Source organism: Methanoculleus chikugoensis (assembly GCF_019669965.1).
Classification (GTDB): Archaea; Halobacteriota; Methanomicrobia; order Methanomicrobiales; family Methanoculleaceae; genus Methanoculleus; species Methanoculleus chikugoensis.
This window is the reverse complement of the sequence record NZ_AP019781.1, coordinates 554227-573648: the sequence shown is the minus strand read 5'-3', so window position 1 is coordinate 573648 and position 19422 is coordinate 554227. Positions and strand designations below refer to the sequence as shown.

The following is a 19422-nucleotide window of genomic DNA, read 5'->3' as shown; positions in this document are numbered from 1 at the left end:
AATAGATCCGAAAAATCCTGAGATATTGACCGCTTTTTTCCGAATCACGCCGGATTCAGGGCGATTCCCCTACCCCCGGGGCGTCGCTCGGCGCCCGGAGCACTGGTACGTTATTGAACATGGCATCTATTAATAATTCGCCCCGCTGCTTATTCCTGCGAGCGGAGGCGGCCGAATGGGGTGGTACGGCAGCCGGGTTCCCGGCTGCCATCGCGGCACCGCTCACGAGTCCCGGCCGGATGTGCGTCGGCGGCACCCCGCGAGGCATCTAACACGGGCACGCCGGAGAGATACCTTAATCAAATCCGACTGCCAATTATTGTGAGTACCTTGCCAGGGTGGGGTAGTCGGTTATCCTAAGGGACTGTGGATCCCTCGACCCGGGTTCGAATCTCGGCCCTGGCCTTCCTATTTCTGTTCCGATTCTCTATCTAATACCGTTACATAATCTCGTCTGCACGGGAGAGGCGTTCACGGCACCAACCCGGGGATCGCGGTCGTTGCAACTCGCCGGACAGGAGGTATGTCGGCGCACCGATCCGGCATGGGATCGCCGAGAAACGGCTTACCAAAGATGATACCGCACACATCCGGATATATCGGCAGGATGCACTTTGGTGGCAGGAAACCAGAACCCGAAGATTGGAGAGTAACCCATCCTCGTCCGAGAGCGCGGGGTGGTTCACCCATAAGATCTACGCAACTCGCTTTCCTGCTGCCTCAAGCCGGGGAGTCTGGTCGTAAATCTCTTCGACCGTGAGGACGACCGCTGCCATCCCTTCAATGCGAGCCGCGAACTCCCCGGTGTGCCCGGCCCAGACGCTTCTGTCAAGCGCCGCTGTTACCTCGTCATGCCTGTGGATCACGACCCGCCCCTTCACCTTGTACGCGGTAAACGGCGGGGTCCATTCCCAGACGCAGAGCGACGCAACAGGATGCCGCAAGAGGTTCTCGTGGGTCTGCATGAAATAGAGTTCGCCCCAGATGATGGTCTCGGGATCCCTGACCATAACCGACTTGGCTGCAACATTGGGCACCCCATCGGCTCCGGTGGTCGCGACGGGGACGGAATGCCAGTCTTTCAGGAGCGCAATGAGGGCATCGGGCATTATCACCATGGATCATCACATCGGAAACGACTGCATCCTGGCGGTGCCAGGACTATGAGCAATCCCGGGGCTGTTTCCCGGGCATGCTCATAGGTGTGATTGAAGTGCTGCGGTGACGGACCATATACGAGTTTCACCATAGCCACGCCTGCTGTACCCAGTAATCGTAGTCAAGAGGCCATTCGGGCTTCTCTCCAGACAGGACATCCTCAAACCTTTTCCGGTACCGCTGGTGAAACTCCTCCAGGGCGGGGTCTTTTCGCCGGGTCTGGATGGAAAAAGCCAGGGTTTTTCCCAGTTCACGGGCCTCACCTTCTGCCTTCTCTATAGCATGGCTATCCCTTCCCAGGGCCACACCCACCCCTCCCACTGGATTGGCCCCCAGCATCTGGAGGAAGTGATTCAGATAGGTGACCACCGATCCCTCCGCATGATCGCCCGATGTAGCAACCGCACATCCGTATTTTCCGGAAAGCGATTGGCACTGGATCCCATCTGCCATCCGATCGATGAGCATCTTCATCTGGGCGGTGACGAGATCGATATATACTGGCGATCCGAGAACGATGCCGTCTGCCTCCTTGATCTTTGCATAGACCCGAGGGAAGTCGTCCAGGAATACGCACTTCTCCTGTTGAAGACAGATGCTGCAGGCATTCCGGAATTTAAAATCATAGTATATAAGGTGGATCGTCTCAACGTCTGCACCGGCCTCCTGTGCGCCGTTCAGGACGGCATCGATGAGACGCTTTGTCTGGCTATTCTCGCCCCGGGGGCTCCCGTTGATCCCAATAACCTTCATTGTTCTCGCTCCTGACCCGCGGCCTACTCATGATCATGGCTGATATATACTATTGCACCATGAGAGGTTACCCGGAAACACCGCCATGGGAGGGAGATACCCGTTCATCCTGCCGTATACGGGCACGGCTCTTTACCAGACAACCCTTCGATGGTACCCCCGGCGGGCAGCGAGATCCTCAGAGAGGTGCTGCATTGAGGTGATGAACCGTCCTTGCGAGGCTCCGAAAACCTTCGTCGTTAACGCCAGGTATAATTATCCGGGATACCATATCGCACTCCATGAACAGAAAGGTCATCAGCCTGCTGCTTCTCGCAGGGCTTGTCGTGCTCGGCTGCGTCGCCGCGGGATGCACCGATATGTCGCGAACGACATCCGGGCAGTCGGCTCCTCCCGCCGGGCAGGAGACGTCGGACCCGGCCGCAGAAGGCGCAGGCAACGTCTCGGCGGGGAACAACCGGTTCGCGGCCGATCTCTACCGGCAGATTGCGGACGACCCGGCGTATGCGGGCAAAAACATCTTCTTCTCGCCCTACAGCATCTCCTCGGCCCTCGCGATCACCTACGAGGGCGCCCGGGGCACGACCGCCGACGAGATCGGGTCGGTGCTCCACCTCCCGGTGAACGAGACCCTCCGGAGAGCCGGGTTTGCCGGGCTCGATGCCGCCCTGAACAACGGGGACGAGAACTACACTCTCCGCACCGCAAATGCCCTCTGGGCGGAGGAGACCTACTCGTTCCTCCCGGAGTACGTCGATACGGCCGCACGGTGGTATGCGGCAAACGTCACAAACCTCGACTTCGCCAACGACGCTGAACCGTCGCGGCAGACGATCAACCGCTGGGTGGAGGAGAAGACCGAAGATAAGATCCGCGATCTCCTCCCGGCGGGATCGATCGACGCCATGACCCGGCTCGTGATCACGAACGCAGTCTACTTCAAGGGCACCTGGGTCAAGCAGTTCGACCCCGCCGAGACGACCGAAGAGGAGTTCCGGGTCGCCCCGGGCGAGACGGTCCGGGTTCCGATGATGCACCGCACGGACGAGGATGCGATCTACGGGTATGCCGAGACCGGGACCCTCCAGGTGCTCAGGATGCCGTATGCGCACGCCGACGGAACCGAACTCTCGATGCTCGTCCTCCTTCCGCGGGAGGAGAACCTGACGGCGGCGGAAGAGGCTCTCGCCCCCGAAAAACTCGACGAACTCCGGGACTCGTTGACCGACCGGCGCGTCAGGGTCGTCTTCCCGAAGTTCACGCTGGAGACGGAGTACAGCCTCAGCCCGGTGCTCGCAGCGATGGGGATGCCGACGGCGTTCTCCGACGATGCCGACTTCTCGGGGATGGACGGGACAGACATGCTCTTCATCAACGAGGTCTTTCACAAGGCGTTTGTCGACGTGAACGAGGAGGGCACCGAGGCCGCGGCGGCGACCGGAGTCGTCATGAACATAAAGAGTGCGCCCGGGGAGGATACCACGCCCGTCTTCCGGGCGGACCACCCGTTCGTCTTCCTCATCGTCGAGGAGGATTCCGGCACGGTCCTCTTTGCAGGGAGGGTCGTCAACCCGGAGAGCGCGTAAGGGGCGGTCGGGGAGAGACGGCGGCAACCGGCCGCCGTCTCACGATCTGGTGAGCCGCTCGACGATCGTCTTCTGCAGATACCCGATGATCGGCATATCCGACCCGATCACCGCGTGCCGCCCGGAGCCTGCAGCGGCGATGACGAGGAAGTCCCGGCCGTCGACCAGTATCGTACACACATCCTTCCTCAGGCCAATCACGGACTCGTTCATAGGCGAAGATTCAAGAAGATCGAGCACGGTTCCTCTGGCCTCGTAGATCGGAAGCCTGATGTCGACATAATCTTCCTTCTTCCGTACGACCACGTAGAGGTCGATCTTGCGCTCGAGCGGCTTGATGGCCGCATAGTGCTTCCGGAGGAAACCGGGGTCGTAGCAGAGGATCACCATGCTCTTCTTTACCCGGCGAAAGAGCGAGGAGATATGGTTCTCGATTGCCCAGCCGCTCCTGAGAATGAAGAACGAATCGGGAGGAAGACGCGGTTTGACCGAGAGGCTCTTCAACGTCTCGCGGGTCTCGTCGAGGGTGCGGGTGTAGTCTTCTTTGAGCCGGTCGAAGACCACGTCGATGTCGAGCACGTAGTAAGAGGTGGGGGATCCCTCCTCGACCGCGATGAACCCCCGTCGGGTCAGATCATTTAAGATCTCGTAGATCCGTCCCCGGGGTACCCCGCTCACCTCGTGGATGTCCCGTGCGGTCGCTTTCTGCAGCCCGACAAGTGTAGAGTAGACGCTTGCCGCATATTCGTTCATCCCGAGAGCCCGGAGCCCGGGAACAATCTCAGCAGTCATTGCACCTTCATTTGGTTGCAACAAACTTATGAGTTCCGAAGAGAGATGGATGTCAGCGAGAGAGGGTTCGACTCTCCTCGCAAGACTGCCCTTCACCGGAGCAGTCTCCTGTCAGAGGCCGGATCCACACCGTCAGTGAGCCGGTTCCCTGCAAAACGTGCTGGAGAGCCTGATCGGGCATACCCACCTTCGAAGAAGGCTGTTCCAGCAAGAGCGAACGGGAGCAGCATAGAAGAGCGATACCACCTGAACAGATGCTCGGATGTATCCACCCTCCGAAAGCCGGGAGAGCCATCATCGGCATGCCCTGGAGCGTATCCAGCGGCAGCGGCCGGCCGGGGATCGGGCGTGACGGAACCGTCGCCCGGACCGCCCGCCTCCCGATACGCCTCTCGGGCAGCGGCCGCCCCTCGCCCCGGCACAGGCACTCATCGCGACGGTCTTGCCGGCGCCCGACTTTTCTGCGAGATGCCGGTCGTGATCGTTCGGGGATACCCGTAGCGCTTTGCCGCAAGTAAAAGATCTCTGCCTCCGGGTGAGAGCCGAGAGCGGCCCGTTCCCGGAAAAGGTTGCCTCCTTGATGATGACATGGCGGACCTCGCCGCAGGTGAATGGCTCCTGCACGACAACCTCTGTATATGCGGGCGAATCTCGAACTCCCGGGTTCTCCGGCACCGACCGGTTGCAGGAAACCCTGCCGGGAACCAGAGTCCGGTTCCAGTCCTCGCCCGAGTTGCAGCAGGTTGATATTCTGTCTCTCAAAAATATAACCTCCAGCAGAAGAGCTATTTATTACGAGGAGAGACGTGAACTGCGCAACCACCTGCAATACCGGATCCTGCCGGGGTTCCAGAGAATCTCCGTGCAGAAGGCCGGTTTATCGCAAAATATCCTGCAAAGAACAGCATATTGAGGAGACAGACCAGGTCTGGATCGAAGCGGGATTTGTCCCCCCGCCGGACTGCCGGCGGGCTGTAGCCCTGCTGCACCGTCTCGCCATGGACGAAGAGCCGGCAACATCTCTGCTCTCGTCCGTTCTCACGATAACGGTTAAATCCGGGGAGGGCGGCCGCGGCTACCGGATACTCGACCCCGCAAGACTCCGGGTCATGGCAAACGATTACGGGATCGAGCACGGCGGCAGGAGCGATGGCGAGATCGCTCACGAGGTGACCATGGCGATCATCGGCGAGTACGGGGAAAAGGCGGCGGAGGAACACGCATGAAGAACCCCTACGAGCGGCTCGCAGACGCCGTCAACAACCACACCTGGATCGTCGCCGGGGTCGCGGTGGCCGTCTTCCTCCTGGCATGCTTCGGCCTCACGATGGTGACGATGCAGACCGGCGACGACACCTACATCGACAAAGACACCCCCCGGGGCGCGCTCCTCGCTCATTACAAGGACACCTACGGCTCCGACGCGATCATGCTCATCTACGAGGCGGACAGTGTCCGAAATCCCGAGATCCTCGGGTATATCGACCATCTCCAGGAAGACCTCAGGAACGAACGCTACGTCGATGGGGTCTCCGGCGTCGTCGACCTCGTGAAGCAGGCAAATGGCGGCACCCTGCCGTCGTCCACGGCGGAGATCAACGCCATCATCAGAGAGGCTCCCCCCGAGCTCGTTGAGCGGATGCTGCCTTCGGACCTGATGACGATCAGCATCATCAACCTTGAACCGGGCGTCGGCCTGGATGTCCAGAAGCAGATCCTTGGAAACATCGAGACGATCATCAGCATATCGGAGCCTCCGGCGGGTGTCTCGGTCACCGTCTCCGGAAACCCGGCGTTCTCGAAAGAGATGGGCGAGGCGATGGGGGCGGAGATGGGCACGCTGATCCTTGTAGCCATGGTCTTCATGACCATCGCAGTGATGCTCCTCTTCTCCCACGTCCGCTACCGCCTCCTTCCCATCGGGGTCGTGACCGTCGGGCTCATCCTGACCTTCGGGCTCATGGGCCTCTTCGGGATCCCGGTCAGCATGGTAGTGGTTGCGGCGTTCCCGGTGCTGATCGGGGTCGGAATCGACTACGCGATTCAGTTCCACGCACGGTTCGACGAGGAGGCACGGCACTCCCCCCTCCCAAAGGCCGTATGGACCACCATCACGCAGATGGGGCCGGCGATCCTGATCGCAATGACGGCGACGGCCCTCGGGTTCATCGCGATGTTCTTTGCCCCGGTGCCGATGATAGCCGACTTCGGGAAGGTCTGCGCCATAGGAGTTGCCTCCTGTTACGTTGCGGCGCTCGTCATCATCCCGGTCTTCGGACTCATCACGAACTACCGGCCGAAGAACGAGACGCAGACGGTCAACCCCGCCCCGGGGACCGGGCATTCCCTCGTCGAGCGGTATGAGCACCTCATCGGGAAGATGGCGCATACCGTTGCAAAACACCCGCTTCCCGTTCTCCTGATCTTCGGCGTCGTTGCGGTAGGCGGGTACTATCTCGACGAGAAGGTTCCCATCAGCGCAGATGAGAAGACGTTCGTTCCCGACACGATGCCCGCCCTCCAGGACATGGAGAAGATAACCCGGACGATGGGGTCGACGACCTCCGTCCCGATCATCGTGGCCGGGGACGATGTCCTCTCCCTGGAGATGCTCGAATGGATAGATCGGTTCGGGACGTATGAACTCGAGCACAACGACAAGATGACCGGTGTGACAAGCGTCGCAACCCTGATCCGGGACTACAATGGAGGTGTCCTGCCCGCAACGAGCGCGGAGGTTGACGCCGTCGTCGCCCGGATCCCGGAGGCGACCCTGAAGGGTTACCTCAACGGGAGGATGGAGACGGCCCTCAAGTTCTCGACGGTCGCGATGGAGATGGACGCCCAGAAGTCTTTCATCGAGGGGATCCGGAGCGACATAGCCTGGAACGACCCCCCTGCCGGCGCGACGGTGACGATCACCGGTAGCGGGGAGATGTTCACCGCCCTCATGGACGATATCGCCGAATCCAAGACGTTCATGACCCTGCTCGGGTTCGCCTTCATCCTCGGGTTCCTGCTCCTCGTCTACCGGAGGATCGGGGCCGTATCGCCGCTCATCCCGATCGCTTTCGTCGTAGGCTGGTGCGGGGCGATCATGTACTTCCTCGGCCTCGACTACACCCCGCTGACCGCCGTACTCGGGTCGATGAGCATCGGCGTGGCCTCGGAGTACACCATCGTGATCATGGAGCGGTGTGAGGAGGAACTGGCAAAAGGCGTCGGCTACCTCGAAGCCATCCAGACCGCCGTCCAGAAGATCGGGATGGCGATCACGGTCTCAGGGGCGGCGACGATCTCCGGGTTTGCGGCGCTCACCGTATCGACCTTCAACATCATCTCTAACTTCGGGATCGTGACGGTCATCACCATCGGGTTCTCGCTCGTGGGCGCGATCATCGCATTGCCGGCGGTGCTCTCGATCATGTACCGCTACGCGGGGAGCACCCGGGTCACGGCTCCGGCGGGGACCGGGGTCACGGACTGATACCCTTATTTTTCCGGCGGACAATACCGCCCGCCCTCCTTGCACGCGTGCTCCGGGCGCGGTGGCGTCATCATCGGCTCCACAAGAACTATACCCTGAAAACGAGCTATATCTAGCGAAGAGGGCCGTGAGCTGCGCAACCAACCTGCAGCCCCGGAACCTGCCGGGACTCCAGCGAACCCCAGGCTGGAGGTCTGTACGTCAAAAGATACCATCTGGGGGACCGTTCCCGGAGACGGATCCACGGTGGGTTCCTCCCGCGGGCCGGAGTTCCGCTCCTTCATATCCCCATGGACAAGGAACTCGCAGCGTCCGGCCGGCAGAATGACGACAAGGGTGCTCGTGCGGTGACCCCGGCGATCATCGCGGAGCACGGGGGAGAAGACGCCGGAGGAACATGCATGAAGAACCCCTACGAGTGGCTCGCCGCCGCCATCAACAACCACACCTGGACCGTCGCCGGGGTTGCCGCCGCCATCTTCGTCCTGGCGCTCTTCGGGCTCTCGATGGTGACGATGCAGACCGGCGACGACACCTACATCGATAAGAACACCCCCCGGGGCGCGCTCCTCGATCATTACGCCGAGACCTACGGCTCCGACGCGATCATGCTCATCTACGAGACGGACAGCGTCCGGAGCCCCGATGTCCTCAGGTATATCGACCATATCCAGGAAGACCTCAGGAACGAGCGCTACGTCGCCGGGGTCTCCGGCGTCGTCGATCTCCTGAAACAGGCGAACGGCGGCACCCTGCCGTCGTCCAAAGCGGAGATCGACGGGATCATCGGGCAGGCCCCGCCGGAGATGGTTGAGAGGATGCTGCCCTCGGACCTGATGACGATCAGCGTCATCGCCCTTGAGCCCGGCCTCACCATGGAGGCCCAGATGCGGGTTGTCGAGAACATCCAGTCCGCCGTGAGCACATCGGAGCCCCCGCCGGGCCTCGCGGTCACGGTCTCAGGAAATCCGGCGTTCTCGAAAGAGATGGAGGAGGAGATGGGAGGGCAGATGGGCATGCTGATCCTTGCGGCCATGCTTCTCATGGTCCTCGCGGTGATGCTCCTCTTCTCCCACGTCCGCTACAGCCTCCTCCCCGTCGGGATCGTGGCCGTCGGGGTGATCATGACCTTCGGGTTCATGGGTCTATTCGGTATCCCCATCAGTATGGTGGTGATAGGGGCGTTCCCGGTGCTGATCGGGATCGGGATCGACTACGCGATCCAGTTCCAGGCCCGATTCGACGAGGAGATCCGGCGCGGCACGATCCCGGAGGCCATACGGGCCACCATCACCCAGATGGGGCCCTCGGTCCTGATCGCGATGTCGGCGACGGCGCTCGGGTTCATCGCGATGTTCTTCGCCCCGGTGCCGATGGTCGCCGACTTCGGGATCGTCTGCACCATCGGGGTCATCTCCTGTTACATTGCGGCGCTCGTCATCGTCCCGATCTTTGCGATCGTCACCCGTTACCGGCCGAAGAGGGAGGCCCCTGTCGCTGGAACCAAACCGGCGACCGGGGAACCCATCATGGAGCGGTATGACCGGTTCCTCGGTCGGCTGGCTTATGCGGTCGCAAAACATCCGCTCCCGGTCATCCTGCTCTTTGCGGTGGTCGCGGCAGGGGGTTTTTACCTCGACGAGAAGGTTCCCATCAGTTCGGACGAGAAGACCTTCGTTCCCGGCGACATGCCTGCCCTCCTCTCCCTCGAAAAGATCACCCGGACGATGGGGTCGACGAGCACCATCCCGGTCGTCGTGATCGCGGACGACGTCCGGAGCCCGGAGACGCTCGCGTGGATCGATCGGTTCGGGGTCTACGAGCAGGAGCACAACGACAAGATCATCGGAGTGACGAGCATTGCGACCCTGATCCGGGAGTACAACGACGGGGTGCTGCCCTCGACCGAGAGGGAGGTCGACAACGTCACTGCCCGGATCCCGGAGGAGACCCTGAAACGCTACCTCAACGGAAACATGGAGGCGGTGCTTGAGTTCTCGACGGTCGATATGGAGATGAGCGTCGCACGCGACCTCGTCGGGAGGATGCAGGGCGATGTTGCGTGGAGCAATCCGCCGGCGGGCGTGACGGTCAAGATCACCGGCCAGCTGGAGATGTTCGCCGCTCTCATGGACGACATCGCCGATTCCAAGACATTCATGACCCTGCTCGGGTTCGCCTTCATCCTCGGGTTCATGATCCTCGTCTACCGGAAGTTCTCGGCCATCTCGCCGGTCATCCCGATCGTCTTCATCGTGGGGTGGAACGGCGCGATCATGTACCTTCTCGGCCTCGACTACACGCCGCTGACGGCAGTCCTCGGTTCGATGACGATCGGGGTCGCGTCCGAGTACACCATCCTGATCATGGAGCGGTGCGAGGAGGAACTCGCCCGGGGCGTGGAGTTCCTCGACGCCATCCAGATCGCCGTTCAGAAGATCGGGACGGCCATCACGGCATCGGGGATGACGACGGTCTTCGGGTTCGCGGCGCTCACCATCTCGTCGTTCAACATCATCAGCAACTTCGGGATCGTGACGGTCATCACCGTCGGGTTCTCGCTCGTGGGCGCAATCGTCGTCATGCCGGCGGTCCTCGCGCTGATGTACCGCTTCGGCGGCCGCTCCCGGGTCGTAGCGGCAGCCGGGGTCCCGGAGTAAACCCCTCCGTAACCCCGTCGAAACCCTTCGGGTTTCTCGTGCTCCGTTCCTTGAAGCCTGCGGCTTCTCAAGCTCCGGACGCTGTCCATCGCATCCTGCGGACGGTCGTTCCTGCCGGAATATCGCACTTTCCGGCAACAGAGTCCCCGCGATCGGGAGGGCGGCAGGTGCATCAAGATTTATATAGTACCTACCATATCCTTCCCCCGGTGGTATACCGTGGCAACTGGAGACCTCGCGGCGCAGGTATTGGCGCCATTTGAGCCGGTTCAAGAACTGGCCCGTAACGTCATTCTATTTCTGCCGAATCTCATTGCAGCAATCATTATCCTCATTATCGGCTGGATCCTCGGGCGCATCCTCGGGAGGGTCGTTGCCGAAGTCCTCGACAGGTTCGGTGTCGACGACGCACTCCGGAAGACATCGGCCGGCCAGCAGATCGAACGATCCACGATGAACATAAGCCGCCTCTTCGACCTTATCGTCCGCTGGTTCATCTACCTCATCGCAATCCTCACGGCGGTCAGCGTCCTGCAAATCCCGGCCCTGACAGCGGCGGTCGCGGCCATCCTGGCTTACATCCCAAACATCGTCGCGTTCATCCTGATCCTCGTCATCGGGATCATCCTGATCGACTGGCTGATAGACATCTTCCAGAACATTGGGGAGGTGCAGAGTATCCAGGGCTTCGGGCTGATCGCGATGCTGCTGCGGGCGTTCCTCTACTTCGTCGTCGCCATCCTCGCGCTCCAGCAGCTCCTGCTCGACCTCTCGATCATCTACGTCTTCGTCGTCCCGATAGCCTGGGGCGTTGGGCTCGGCATCGGTGCGGCGATCGCCATCATCGTCGGGCTCGGCCTGCGCGACCGGGCGCCGGAGTTAATGGACCAGTTGATGGGCAGAGTGAGAAGAGAATAACCCTTTTTTGGCGGGCTTACAGCCCGCCGTATTTCCGCACGTGTTCCACGGCGCGCCGGTAGCGCGGATCCTCGTCGCCTGCAGGGGCGTTGCGGCCGAAATGCCGCCGGTCTTCCCCCACCGGGCAGACCTTGATGCAGATGCCGCAGGGGGAGATGTGGCGGCGGGCGAGGTCGGCGCTGTTTCGCGCGCAGGCCGCCTTGTCGGTGAGGCCCTCGGGATAATCTTCCTCATTGAGCGCGCTCACGGGGCAGGCACGGACGCAGAGCATGCACCGGGTGCAGAGGTCCCCCGCTAGCAGCGGGTCGGGCGGGAGGTCCGCGGCGGTGAAGACCGAACCGAACCTGACCCGGGGCCCGTACTCCGGGGTGAGGAGGGTGTTGTTCACGCCGAATGTCCCGAGCCCCGCGAGGAGGGCGGCGTGGCGGTGCGAGAAGAAGGCGACTGGGTTCTTCTGGAGCACCTCGATGCTCCCGTAGCCGTCGCGGGGGACGAAGACCGAGGGGAAACCCTCGTCGTTGAGGAATGAGGCGAGCCGGTAGGTGTACTGGTCGAGCAGGGTGTTGACGGTCTTGTAGAGCTCGTGGTAGTAGATCGAGGGGGAGGTCTCGAGCACCGGGAGGTGGACCGGGAGACCGATGACGATCACCGACCGGGCTTCGGGGAAGATCGACTGCGGGTAGAACTCCTCCGGCATCCAGGGCTGGAACGGGGGGTTCTCCCACCGTTCCGTGCTCGCGACCCCGGCAAGCGGGATCTCCATCCTCCGGCACCGCTCGAGGACGGCCGCCTTCAGGTCATCGTTCATGGCTATCGATCTCTGGCGGGCTGCCCGGAAAAGTGTTTGGTGTCCTCCCGGGGGTGGCGGTGTCGACGATCACGCGGCACATGAAATGCCTCGAACGTGACCGCCTCGTCTCTGTGGATCGGGACGGGAGATGACAGCCTGCTGGTGCAAAACAAACCTAGAAGACCAGGCGAACGAGCCCCATCGTCGCCGCCATGACCACGATGACCGCGATCATCCATCCGGCAAGCATGCAGAGGAGGGAGATCGCCCGCGGGTACTGGAAGATCCACGCGACGACGGGGGTTCCGTAGAGGGCAATCCCGGGGATCCAGATGACCGGGATGAGCATCAGGGCGCCGTAGCGTTTCAGGTAATCGATACTCCCGGTCTTTACATCGATCTTCGACAAAAGTCTCTGGATCGTCCGGGAGCGTTCTGCGAACAGGTCGCAGACCTCGAGGATGCCAATCAGGACGGCGGCGGCCACCGACGTCAGGAAGAGGAGGACGACCACCGGGTGCAGCCCGAGCGAGAGGCCGACGACGGCCGCGGCCGCCTGGAGGAGAAGGGTCGAACCGATAAGGGCAAAGACCGCCGCGGGGGAGACGCCGAAGGCGAAACCGAGAAGGAGCGGTACCGCCAGGAGGAAGAGGAGCACGAACGCAACGGCCCGTGCAACCCGGAACCGGCAGGTGCCCGGTGAGAGAGCCTGCATGCATGCCTCGACGGCGGCAACCCGGACCATATCGCACCTGTAGTCCCCCGGGTAAATGAACCTGCGCATCCCCCGGAGGGAGGCATGGCGGTGCAGAAAAGCCAGGTTTTTATCCCGGGCTGACCTACACCCTCGCATATGAGCGAGACTGAAGGTCGCTTTGAAAAGGGGCGGTGGGTCGTCGACCCCGCTCCCGAACCGGAGGAGGAACCGGCACCGGCCACCCCCACCATCGAGAAGCGGATGCAGGAGGCATCGGAGTCGGTCAGGAAGGCGGTCAACGACGTGGTGAGTACAGGCCAGCACCTCTTCGGGACGCCCGAAGGACACGAGCATATCCAGCAGGCGGCACGGAAGGCCGGCGAGGATCTCGAACGGGCGATCAACTCCTGGGCGGAGTCCGCACGGCGGGCCCTGCAGAGAGAGTAAGGTAGTCCCTGACGCGGGCGACGACCTCGGGGTTTCTCGGCAGCATGGTGTGACAGTAGAGCTCCGGGTTCCGGGCGAGGTTCGCCGGGGCCGCGGGGAGGACGTCCACCTCCGCACCCGGGAGGTGCGAGTCGGAGTGGGGGACGATGCCGTCGCCGGCATATGTTGTCCGCCACCCGCCGTCCGGGGCTAACTCCCAGGTTCTGCCGCCGAATGCCGGGAAGAACGCCGGGTCCGCGGTGAGGTTCGCGCCGAGGACGATCCGGTAGGCGATGTCGTCGCGGGTTCCGGCACGGCGGAGCGCCGCAATCGTCCTGCTCCGGGGGCGGAATTCCTGGACGATGGTGTCCTCCCCGGGGTCGTAGTCCTCCGGCACGAAGACCCCGATAAGTCGCCGGATCACTTCGGAGCCCCGCTCGGGATCGTTGAAGAGTTCAGCCATGGCCGAGCCGTTGTTCGGGGGGCCGATCCCGACGAGCTGTCGGACCTGCTCCTCCCGTGCATCGCCGTCGAGAACCTCGAGGAGGTAGCGGGCGATGCACGTCCCCATGGAGTGGCAGACGATGTCGACCGGGCCGGCGTAGCCGGTCTCATCACGCTTTTTGTGGATGTAGTCCCGGAGAGCAAGGGCGATCGTCTCCGTTCCGGCGCCCTGCATCGCGGTGTGGTCGAAGTTCCAGAGGGGCACCGCGGCGTCCGAGAGCGCGGGAGCGAGACGGTTCCAGATACCGGGATGGCTCCGCCAGCCGTGGACCAGGATGGCCGGGCAGCACGAGTTCATTCATTCATGATCCGACGCCGCTCGCGATGTAGGTTTCGGCGGGGCCAGCAGGCACGTATCGAGGCCGGGCCCGCACGCCTCCCCCTGCCGCATGCCCGTTGACGCCTACCCAGCAGCACCATGCGAGCGGTGCCGAACTCGAAAAAAGGGTTGTTCGCGAGGCTGTCCCGAGACTCCCGCCGGGAGGGGAGATCCCCTCGCGGCGGGCGGGGCGGATCAGTTCAGTTCAATCCTGTAATCGTAATCCCGGCCGATGTCCCCGTCCAGCGTGAGGCTGACCTTCTTTGTCTCCCCTGAGGGGATGGAGATCACTGTCGATGCCTCGTCCCGGACAAAACCCTTCTCCTCATCGATCAGTTTCATCGTCACGGTGACGTCGCCGTCGCCCCCGTCGTTCTGTATCACCGCGTTCACGGCATATCCGAGCCCTTTGGAGAGGCTGATATCCGTGACCATGGAGTCCTCCACGACCTTGGGGTTGGGACCGCCAAGCCCCATGCAACCGGCTGTCAGGACGAGCACTGCAGCCAGACCGAGAATAAGGATTCGCTTATGCATAGCATGCATTGCTCAGGGCGATATAAGAATACGTAGGAACCATCGGGTTATATTCATGGGTTTTAAGCAGAATTTCAGACAAATACAGCGATAATGGGCAGATGAAACCCCACTTCAACCGCCGGCCACGGTGGTTCACCATCCCCGGTACCTCGACCGCACTCTCTCCGGGAGGATGCTTTGCTGGAAGACCCACTCGAAGTAGCGATCGGTCATCCCGGCGATGAAGTCCCTCGCGAGTTCCTCCGGCGCCGCGGCACCGACATACGCACGGGACGCCCACGGGGCGTTGACGAGATCTTCATAGACCGGCGAATCCCTCCGGCCGTTCTCGATATCCTCTAACGTGCGGCCGAAGAGGTAGCGGAACATGAACCGGATCTTCTTCCGGTTCTTTATAAGCCTCTCGTTATTGTAGATGTGCTGCATGTTGAACTCTTTGAAGGCCGCGACGCACGCCGACGTTTCGGCGGAGAAGGCCATGCAGTCGGCATCGTAACTCCCGGTGATGATGTCGCGGATCAGGACGTCGAGCACTTTTCGGTTGATATCGGAAAATGCCTCCTTTTTGTGTCCGGCGATACCGAAGAGGTGCATACAGTTCTCGGGGAAGTCCTCGAGATCATCCTCGCCGATAACCTCGACCTCGAGGGCATCCGCCAGATCGCGGCCGAGGTAGGAGACGCTGTCGGCGCACCGGACGACGCATCCCTCGGCGGTGAGGGGGAGCGCGTCGCCTCCGGCCTCGATCCTCTCCAGTTTCCCCGCGAACGAGTCCCAGTCGGCCTCGCCCTCGACGGTGAGGCTCCGGTCATGGACCTCGCCGTTGTGGCAGAGGATCCCGTCCAGCACCTGCAGCGTGAGGTCGCAGTCCTCGACGACGTCGAGGAACCGGACGCTCTGGACGTTGTGCCGGAACCCCCCGAGCCCGTGTTCGACGCAGAGCTCGTCGAGGAACGTCTCCCCGAGGTGGCCGTAGGGCACGTGGCCGATGTCGTGGCCGAGGGCGATCGCCTCGATCAGGTCCTCGTTCAGGCCGAGGGCTCTTCCGATCGTCCGTGCGATCTTCGAGACCAGCTGGACGTGGAGGACGCGGTGGGTGATGTGGTCGTTCTCGACGAGGTAGAAGACCTGGGTCTTGTCGATGTAGCGCGAGTAGGCCTTCGAGTGGACGATCCGGTCGGCGTCCCGGAAGAACGGCGGCCGGATGACCGGATCCTCGGGTTTGCGGCCGGATCGCCTGAGGTAGTCATCGTTCCGGGTCGCCCGGGGCGAGAGGAGGGATTCGCGGTCGGCCATGCTTCCTGCCATACGGTCAAAGATACTCTTCGGGATCTCCATCGGGCGTCCTCCGACAAGGAGTTCTCGGCAGGGAGAGGGATAGGGTTTTCTCTTCCGGTCAGGTCGTGGCCGGCCGGGAAGGATTCGCGCGTGTTATATCCCGAACAGACGTATCTCCTCGCATGTATCCTGAAATCATCATCCACAACAGCGTGAGCCTGGATCACGCAGTGAGGGGCTTCGAGGTCGATCTCGGGCTGCACTACGGCGCGCTCCTGGCCTTCGAGCCGGGGGCGGTCCTCGCGGGTTCGGCCACGGCAAAGACCGGGATCGAACTCTTCATGGACATCAACGAGACTGAAACGGAGACGGACCGGCACCGGCCCGCGGTCCTGCCGGACGATCCGCGCCCCATCTCTGTCATCGTCGACAGCAGAGGCATACTAAAAGATCTGCTCCACTTCTACCGGAACATGGAGCACACGAAGGACGTCGTCGTCCTCGTCTCGGAGGCGACGCCGGAGGACTACCTCGACTACCTCCGCGAACGGGAGTACCCGTTCATCCGGTGCGGCAAGGACCGGGTTGACCTTAAGGGGGCTCTCCGGGAACTCGGGGAGCGGTTCGGGATCACGCGGGTGGTTTCCGATACCGGCCCGGACTTGAACGACGTCCTGATCCGGGAGGGGATTGCGGATACGATCAGCCTGATCGTTCATCCGGTCATCGTCGGCGAGGGAGAGAAGAAGCTCTTCGGCCGGGCAGGGGGGCGGACGGCGCTCGAACTCCGGAAGGCCGTGCCGATGGAGCAGGGGACGATACATCTGGTCTACGCCGTGAAGAAGTGAGGGGTCGGCCTTCACTCCCTCCTTGCAGTGGCAAACCCGGCGAGAAGCACCCCGAGGACGCAGATTATCAGGCCGAGCGTCCCGGTGCCGAACTCCGTCGGTGCCGATCCGATGAAGTAGTAAGGTGCCGCCGGGAGGTGCGGCACGAACGCGATGCCGAGGAGAGAGGGGGATGGCCACCGTACCGGTTTCGTTTGTCATGGATATCAGATCAGGAGTGGGATGTAGCATCTGTTTTTTTGCCGGCCTGTCGGTAGAGGTTGAATCCTGCCGGACCTGATACGGCAGATAACCAATTACAGAACCGATGGGGGGCAAAGAAGTTCCAGAACATATATATCCAATTAATCGACCATTTTACATGGTCTGACGATGTCAAAACGGTGCCTGCTTTTCTTCGGCGGAGGTATCGATTCCGCCGCTTGTTTACACGATTTTTTCTCAGCAGGGTTTGCCGTTACGCCCCAATATGCTAATTCCGGATAGAGCGCTCCTGAAGCAATCCAAACCGCATTCGTCGACGATTAATTGCAACTGCGAGGAACTCCAATGAGCGGGAAAACCGTAGAAGACTGCATCAACGAGGTTAATAATTTAGCGGACAAGGCCGGTCTGTCCAGGGAGATCTGTGCGTACCAGTATAGAAAGTACAAATGGATCTCAACCAGCCTGTCATTAGCCATTCTACTGTTCTCGGCATCCATTGCGTTCTTGAGTATCGTAGATCCGGACATCCTGATTTCACTGTCGCTTCCCTTCCACGACCAGCAGGACACGAGAAACGTGATTGCATTCCTGGGTTTTCTGATATTTGTGATCTCATTCTCCGATAAGATACTGAACCTGACTGCGACCCTGAACAGGAACGAGCAGGGAGTGAAGATCTTCACGGACTTCATACGGGACTGTCATACGTTCAGGGATGTGGGATCGAAAGACTGCGACGAGATTTCGGCCGGCCTGAAGTTGGAATCGATAAAGGAGCAGTACAGCTACCTCAACCAGGTGATGTCCTCCAACACGCTCTTCAGCAAGACGTTCCTGAAGGTTAAGAAATCGTATAAGATGAAGATGCGGGTGAGCCGGATGCTCGATGGGGATCCCAATATCAGTATCAATAAGTATTACCGGATGAGGATCTGGGAGTGGCTGTTCTGAAAAGCCCGGTATGATGTGTAGAAAGGCAAAGTTCTCATTTTGAACAGGAATCGGCGTCACCCTCCCTCGCCCCGTCCGGCCGGATGCGGCAGAGCACCGGAACACCTCGACAGTTATCGTTCAACTCCCCCAGGACACCCGTATAGGCGAGAGAACGGCAGGAGGTGGCAAGCGGTGATCAATATCAAGCGGCAATACATCGTAACCGACAACGACAGGAAGATCGGGGTCGTTCTTGACATTGAAGCCTTCGAGAAGATCGAGGAACTCCTCGAAGACTGCGGGCTCGCGCTCTCAATGGAAGAGGTCGAGGAGGAAGAAACCCACTCGCTCAATGGGGCGCAACGGTGCTATGCGCAGATGAAGAAGCGATAGCATGGTCCATTGCCGATATAAGAAGACTTTTTTGAAGGATCTGGCAGAATAACAGAGCCTGCTCACCATCCCATCGCCGGGAACGGCCGGAGAACAGCGGTTTCGCTCCTGGCTTCGCGGTGGCAAAGCCGGTGGAGAGCACCCGAGGGCGCAGAGGAGCAGGCCGAGCGTCCCGGTGCCGAACCCTGTGAGTGCCGATCCAATGAAGAAGTAGCGTGCTGCCGGGAGGTGCGGGACAAACACGATGCCGGGAGGAGGGGCAGGGGGCCGGTGTTGCTTGCCATGGTTTCGGGTCAGAGGTAACTTGGCAGTCAACCTGGAAGATATCTTCGCCGATGTCACTGGGATCTTATCTACAGATATCGATATTTACGGTACACCAATCAACAACCTTTTTTCACGAGTACCGTTAACATTTCACTATTCTTTCTGGCGCAGCGCTCGGATAGAGGCATAGCAGGAGAACCTGATGGAAGAGTTCACGGTCGAGGAGATTATCGGCTATCATATTGAGATCATCCTGGCGAGCGATCGCGAGGAGGATCGGGGAATGGAAGGTAAATTGCTCACTCCCGGGAATCTCTACTTTGTCATTGAATTCAGTAGTGGTTACTCTGATCCATTTGAGAGAGCGGCATTTATTCTACACGGTCTTGCGACAGGGCATGCCTTCATCGAGGGAAATAAACGGATAGCGTTTCAACTCGCCTCACTTGTCCTGCTCCGAACCCCTGAACGATACGAGACCGTGAGTTCTCATGAGGAGAATGACCGCTTCGTAAGAGCCATTGCAGAGGGCAAAAAGACAATGGAAGAAGTCGAGACTTGGCTACGCTCTGTCACGAAAAAAGGTTGTTGATCTATTTTGCTAGAAGCTCAAGGGTTTTCTTATTTTTCTTCATGAGCATTCTGAAGTCTTCCTGTTTTGAAGGCTTTGGTGCCTTTTCCCGCGCCTCTGGTATAGGGTACTGAAGGGGAGAGACAATGGTAATCGTCCCAATCGGGCCGAACGAACCAGAACTCTGCACTGAGGCGATTGAATTTCCAGAGGAGTGGAAGCGGTATGGGCCCATGGATTTAATAATACTCTCGTTGCTGTCCGATTTCCTAATCCTCGAGTACATCTTCCCTAC

General features: G+C 60.7%; 21 protein-coding genes and 1 tRNA gene. 12 read left to right on the top strand and 10 right to left on the bottom strand.

The annotated features are described in order from the left end of the window. Positions 1–332: 332 nt before the first annotated feature. A tRNA-His gene (locus tag MchiMG62_RS02990) sits at positions 333–405 on the top strand. A 290-nt stretch (positions 406–695) separates the two neighbouring features. On the opposite strand, the gene MchiMG62_RS02985 is transcribed toward MchiMG62_RS02990, so the two are convergent. Together MchiMG62_RS02985 and MchiMG62_RS02980 are read right to left on the bottom strand one after the other, a co-directional pair. Next, positions 696–1118 carry a pyridoxamine 5'-phosphate oxidase family protein gene (locus MchiMG62_RS02985; RefSeq protein WP_221057820.1) on the bottom strand — a complete coding sequence of 141 codons (423 nt, stop codon included), beginning with the start codon at positions 1116–1118 and terminating at the stop codon, positions 696–698. Positions 1119–1242: 124 nt separating this feature from the next. Further along, positions 1243–1911 (bottom strand): flavodoxin family protein, encoded by a 669-nt coding sequence (locus MchiMG62_RS02980; protein WP_221057819.1) that lies wholly within the window; start codon positions 1909–1911, stop codon positions 1243–1245. A 281-nt stretch (positions 1912–2192) separates the two neighbouring features. Between MchiMG62_RS02980 and MchiMG62_RS02975 the strand changes: the two genes are divergently transcribed. Continuing rightward, positions 2193–3497, top strand: coding sequence for a serpin family protein (locus MchiMG62_RS02975; protein ID WP_221057818.1), 1305 nt, complete (start codon positions 2193–2195; stop codon positions 3495–3497). A 39-nt stretch (positions 3498–3536) separates the two neighbouring features. Here MchiMG62_RS02975 and MchiMG62_RS02970 read toward each other — a convergent pair whose 3' ends face one another. Further along, on the bottom strand, positions 3537–4289 hold the full coding sequence (locus tag MchiMG62_RS02970; protein WP_221057817.1) for a TrmB family transcriptional regulator: 753 nt from the start codon (positions 4287–4289) through the stop codon (positions 3537–3539). A gap of 580 nt (positions 4290–4869) precedes the next feature. Between MchiMG62_RS02970 and MchiMG62_RS13185 the strand changes: the two genes are divergently transcribed. The 5 genes from MchiMG62_RS13185 to MchiMG62_RS02950 all read left to right on the top strand — a co-directional run bounded on the left by MchiMG62_RS13185 (position 4870) and on the right by MchiMG62_RS02950 (position 11354). Continuing rightward, on the top strand, positions 4870–5202 hold the full coding sequence (locus MchiMG62_RS13185) for a hypothetical protein (protein ID WP_244987780.1): 333 nt from the start codon (positions 4870–4872) through the stop codon (positions 5200–5202). 85 nt (positions 5203–5287) lie between these two features. Further along, positions 5288–5515: a hypothetical protein gene (locus MchiMG62_RS13180; RefSeq protein WP_244987779.1), complete on the top strand. Its 228-nt coding sequence runs from the start codon at positions 5288–5290 to the stop codon at positions 5513–5515. Continuing rightward, entirely contained in the window at positions 5512–7776 is a 2265-nt protein-coding gene (locus MchiMG62_RS02960; RefSeq protein WP_221057816.1) for an efflux RND transporter permease subunit, read from the top strand. The genes MchiMG62_RS13180 and MchiMG62_RS02960 overlap by 4 nt, the downstream gene beginning before the upstream one ends. Before the next feature lie 401 nt (positions 7777–8177). Further along, entirely contained in the window at positions 8178–10436 is a 2259-nt protein-coding gene (locus MchiMG62_RS02955; RefSeq protein WP_221058610.1) for an efflux RND transporter permease subunit, read from the top strand. A gap of 219 nt (positions 10437–10655) precedes the next feature. After that, the gene (locus MchiMG62_RS02950) at positions 10656–11354 is read left to right on the top strand and encodes a mechanosensitive ion channel family protein (protein WP_221057815.1); all 699 of its coding nucleotides are present in this window, start codon (positions 10656–10658) and stop codon (positions 11352–11354) included. Positions 11355–11370: 16 nt separating this feature from the next. On the opposite strand, the gene MchiMG62_RS02945 is transcribed toward MchiMG62_RS02950, so the two are convergent. Continuing rightward, positions 11371–12162 carry a 4Fe-4S binding protein gene (locus tag MchiMG62_RS02945; RefSeq protein ID WP_221057814.1) on the bottom strand — a complete coding sequence of 264 codons (792 nt, stop codon included), beginning with the start codon at positions 12160–12162 and terminating at the stop codon, positions 11371–11373. 157 nt (positions 12163–12319) lie between these two features. After that, a complete protein-coding gene (locus tag MchiMG62_RS02940; protein ID WP_221057813.1) occupies positions 12320–12889 on the bottom strand; it encodes a hypothetical protein in 570 nt (189 codons plus the stop codon). A 108-nt stretch (positions 12890–12997) separates the two neighbouring features. Here MchiMG62_RS02940 and MchiMG62_RS02935 point away from each other — a divergent pair, with 108 nt between their 5' ends. Continuing rightward, positions 12998–13288, top strand: a complete 291-nt coding sequence (locus MchiMG62_RS02935; protein ID WP_221057812.1) for a hypothetical protein — start codon at positions 12998–13000, stop codon at positions 13286–13288. Here the strand turns inward: MchiMG62_RS02935 and MchiMG62_RS02930 are convergent. The 3 genes from MchiMG62_RS02930 to MchiMG62_RS02920 form a co-directional block, all read right to left on the bottom strand. Next, positions 13242–14069, bottom strand: a complete 828-nt coding sequence (locus tag MchiMG62_RS02930) for an esterase/lipase family protein (protein ID WP_221057811.1) — start codon at positions 14067–14069, stop codon at positions 13242–13244. The two genes, MchiMG62_RS02935 and MchiMG62_RS02930, sit on opposite strands and share 47 nt — an antisense overlap. A 216-nt stretch (positions 14070–14285) precedes the next feature. Then, entirely contained in the window at positions 14286–14627 is a 342-nt protein-coding gene (locus tag MchiMG62_RS02925) for a hypothetical protein (RefSeq protein WP_221057810.1), read from the bottom strand. Between the two features lie 135 nt (positions 14628–14762). Continuing rightward, positions 14763–15968 (bottom strand): deoxyguanosinetriphosphate triphosphohydrolase family protein, encoded by a 1206-nt coding sequence (locus MchiMG62_RS02920; protein ID WP_221057809.1) that lies wholly within the window; start codon positions 15966–15968, stop codon positions 14763–14765. Positions 15969–16090: 122 nt separating this feature from the next. Between MchiMG62_RS02920 and MchiMG62_RS02915 the strand changes: the two genes are divergently transcribed. Next, the gene (locus MchiMG62_RS02915) at positions 16091–16756 is read left to right on the top strand and encodes a dihydrofolate reductase family protein (RefSeq protein WP_221057808.1); all 666 of its coding nucleotides are present in this window, start codon (positions 16091–16093) and stop codon (positions 16754–16756) included. Positions 16757–16767: 11 nt separating this feature from the next. Here the strand turns inward: MchiMG62_RS02915 and MchiMG62_RS13285 are convergent, their stop codons facing one another. Beyond that, positions 16768–16902, bottom strand: coding sequence for a hypothetical protein (locus tag MchiMG62_RS13285; RefSeq protein WP_280636171.1), 135 nt, complete (start codon positions 16900–16902; stop codon positions 16768–16770). 403 nt (positions 16903–17305) lie between these two features. Here MchiMG62_RS13285 and MchiMG62_RS02910 point away from each other — a divergent pair, with 403 nt between their 5' ends. From MchiMG62_RS02910 to MchiMG62_RS02900, 3 genes are all read left to right on the top strand, one after another. Further along, positions 17306–17914, top strand: a complete 609-nt coding sequence (locus tag MchiMG62_RS02910) for a hypothetical protein (protein ID WP_221057807.1) — start codon at positions 17306–17308, stop codon at positions 17912–17914. A 174-nt stretch (positions 17915–18088) separates the two neighbouring features. Continuing rightward, on the top strand, positions 18089–18289 hold the full coding sequence (locus MchiMG62_RS02905; RefSeq protein WP_054847631.1) for a RelB antitoxin-like protein: 201 nt from the start codon (positions 18089–18091) through the stop codon (positions 18287–18289). A gap of 469 nt (positions 18290–18758) precedes the next feature. Then, positions 18759–19148 carry a type II toxin-antitoxin system death-on-curing family toxin gene (locus MchiMG62_RS02900; RefSeq protein WP_221057806.1) on the top strand — a complete coding sequence of 130 codons (390 nt, stop codon included), beginning with the start codon at positions 18759–18761 and terminating at the stop codon, positions 19146–19148. A gap of 1 nt (position 19149) precedes the next feature. Here MchiMG62_RS02900 and MchiMG62_RS02895 read toward each other — a convergent pair whose 3' ends face one another. After that, a complete protein-coding gene (locus MchiMG62_RS02895) occupies positions 19150–19413 on the bottom strand; it encodes a hypothetical protein (protein ID WP_221057805.1) in 264 nt (87 codons plus the stop codon). Positions 19414–19422: the final 9 nt, after the last annotated feature.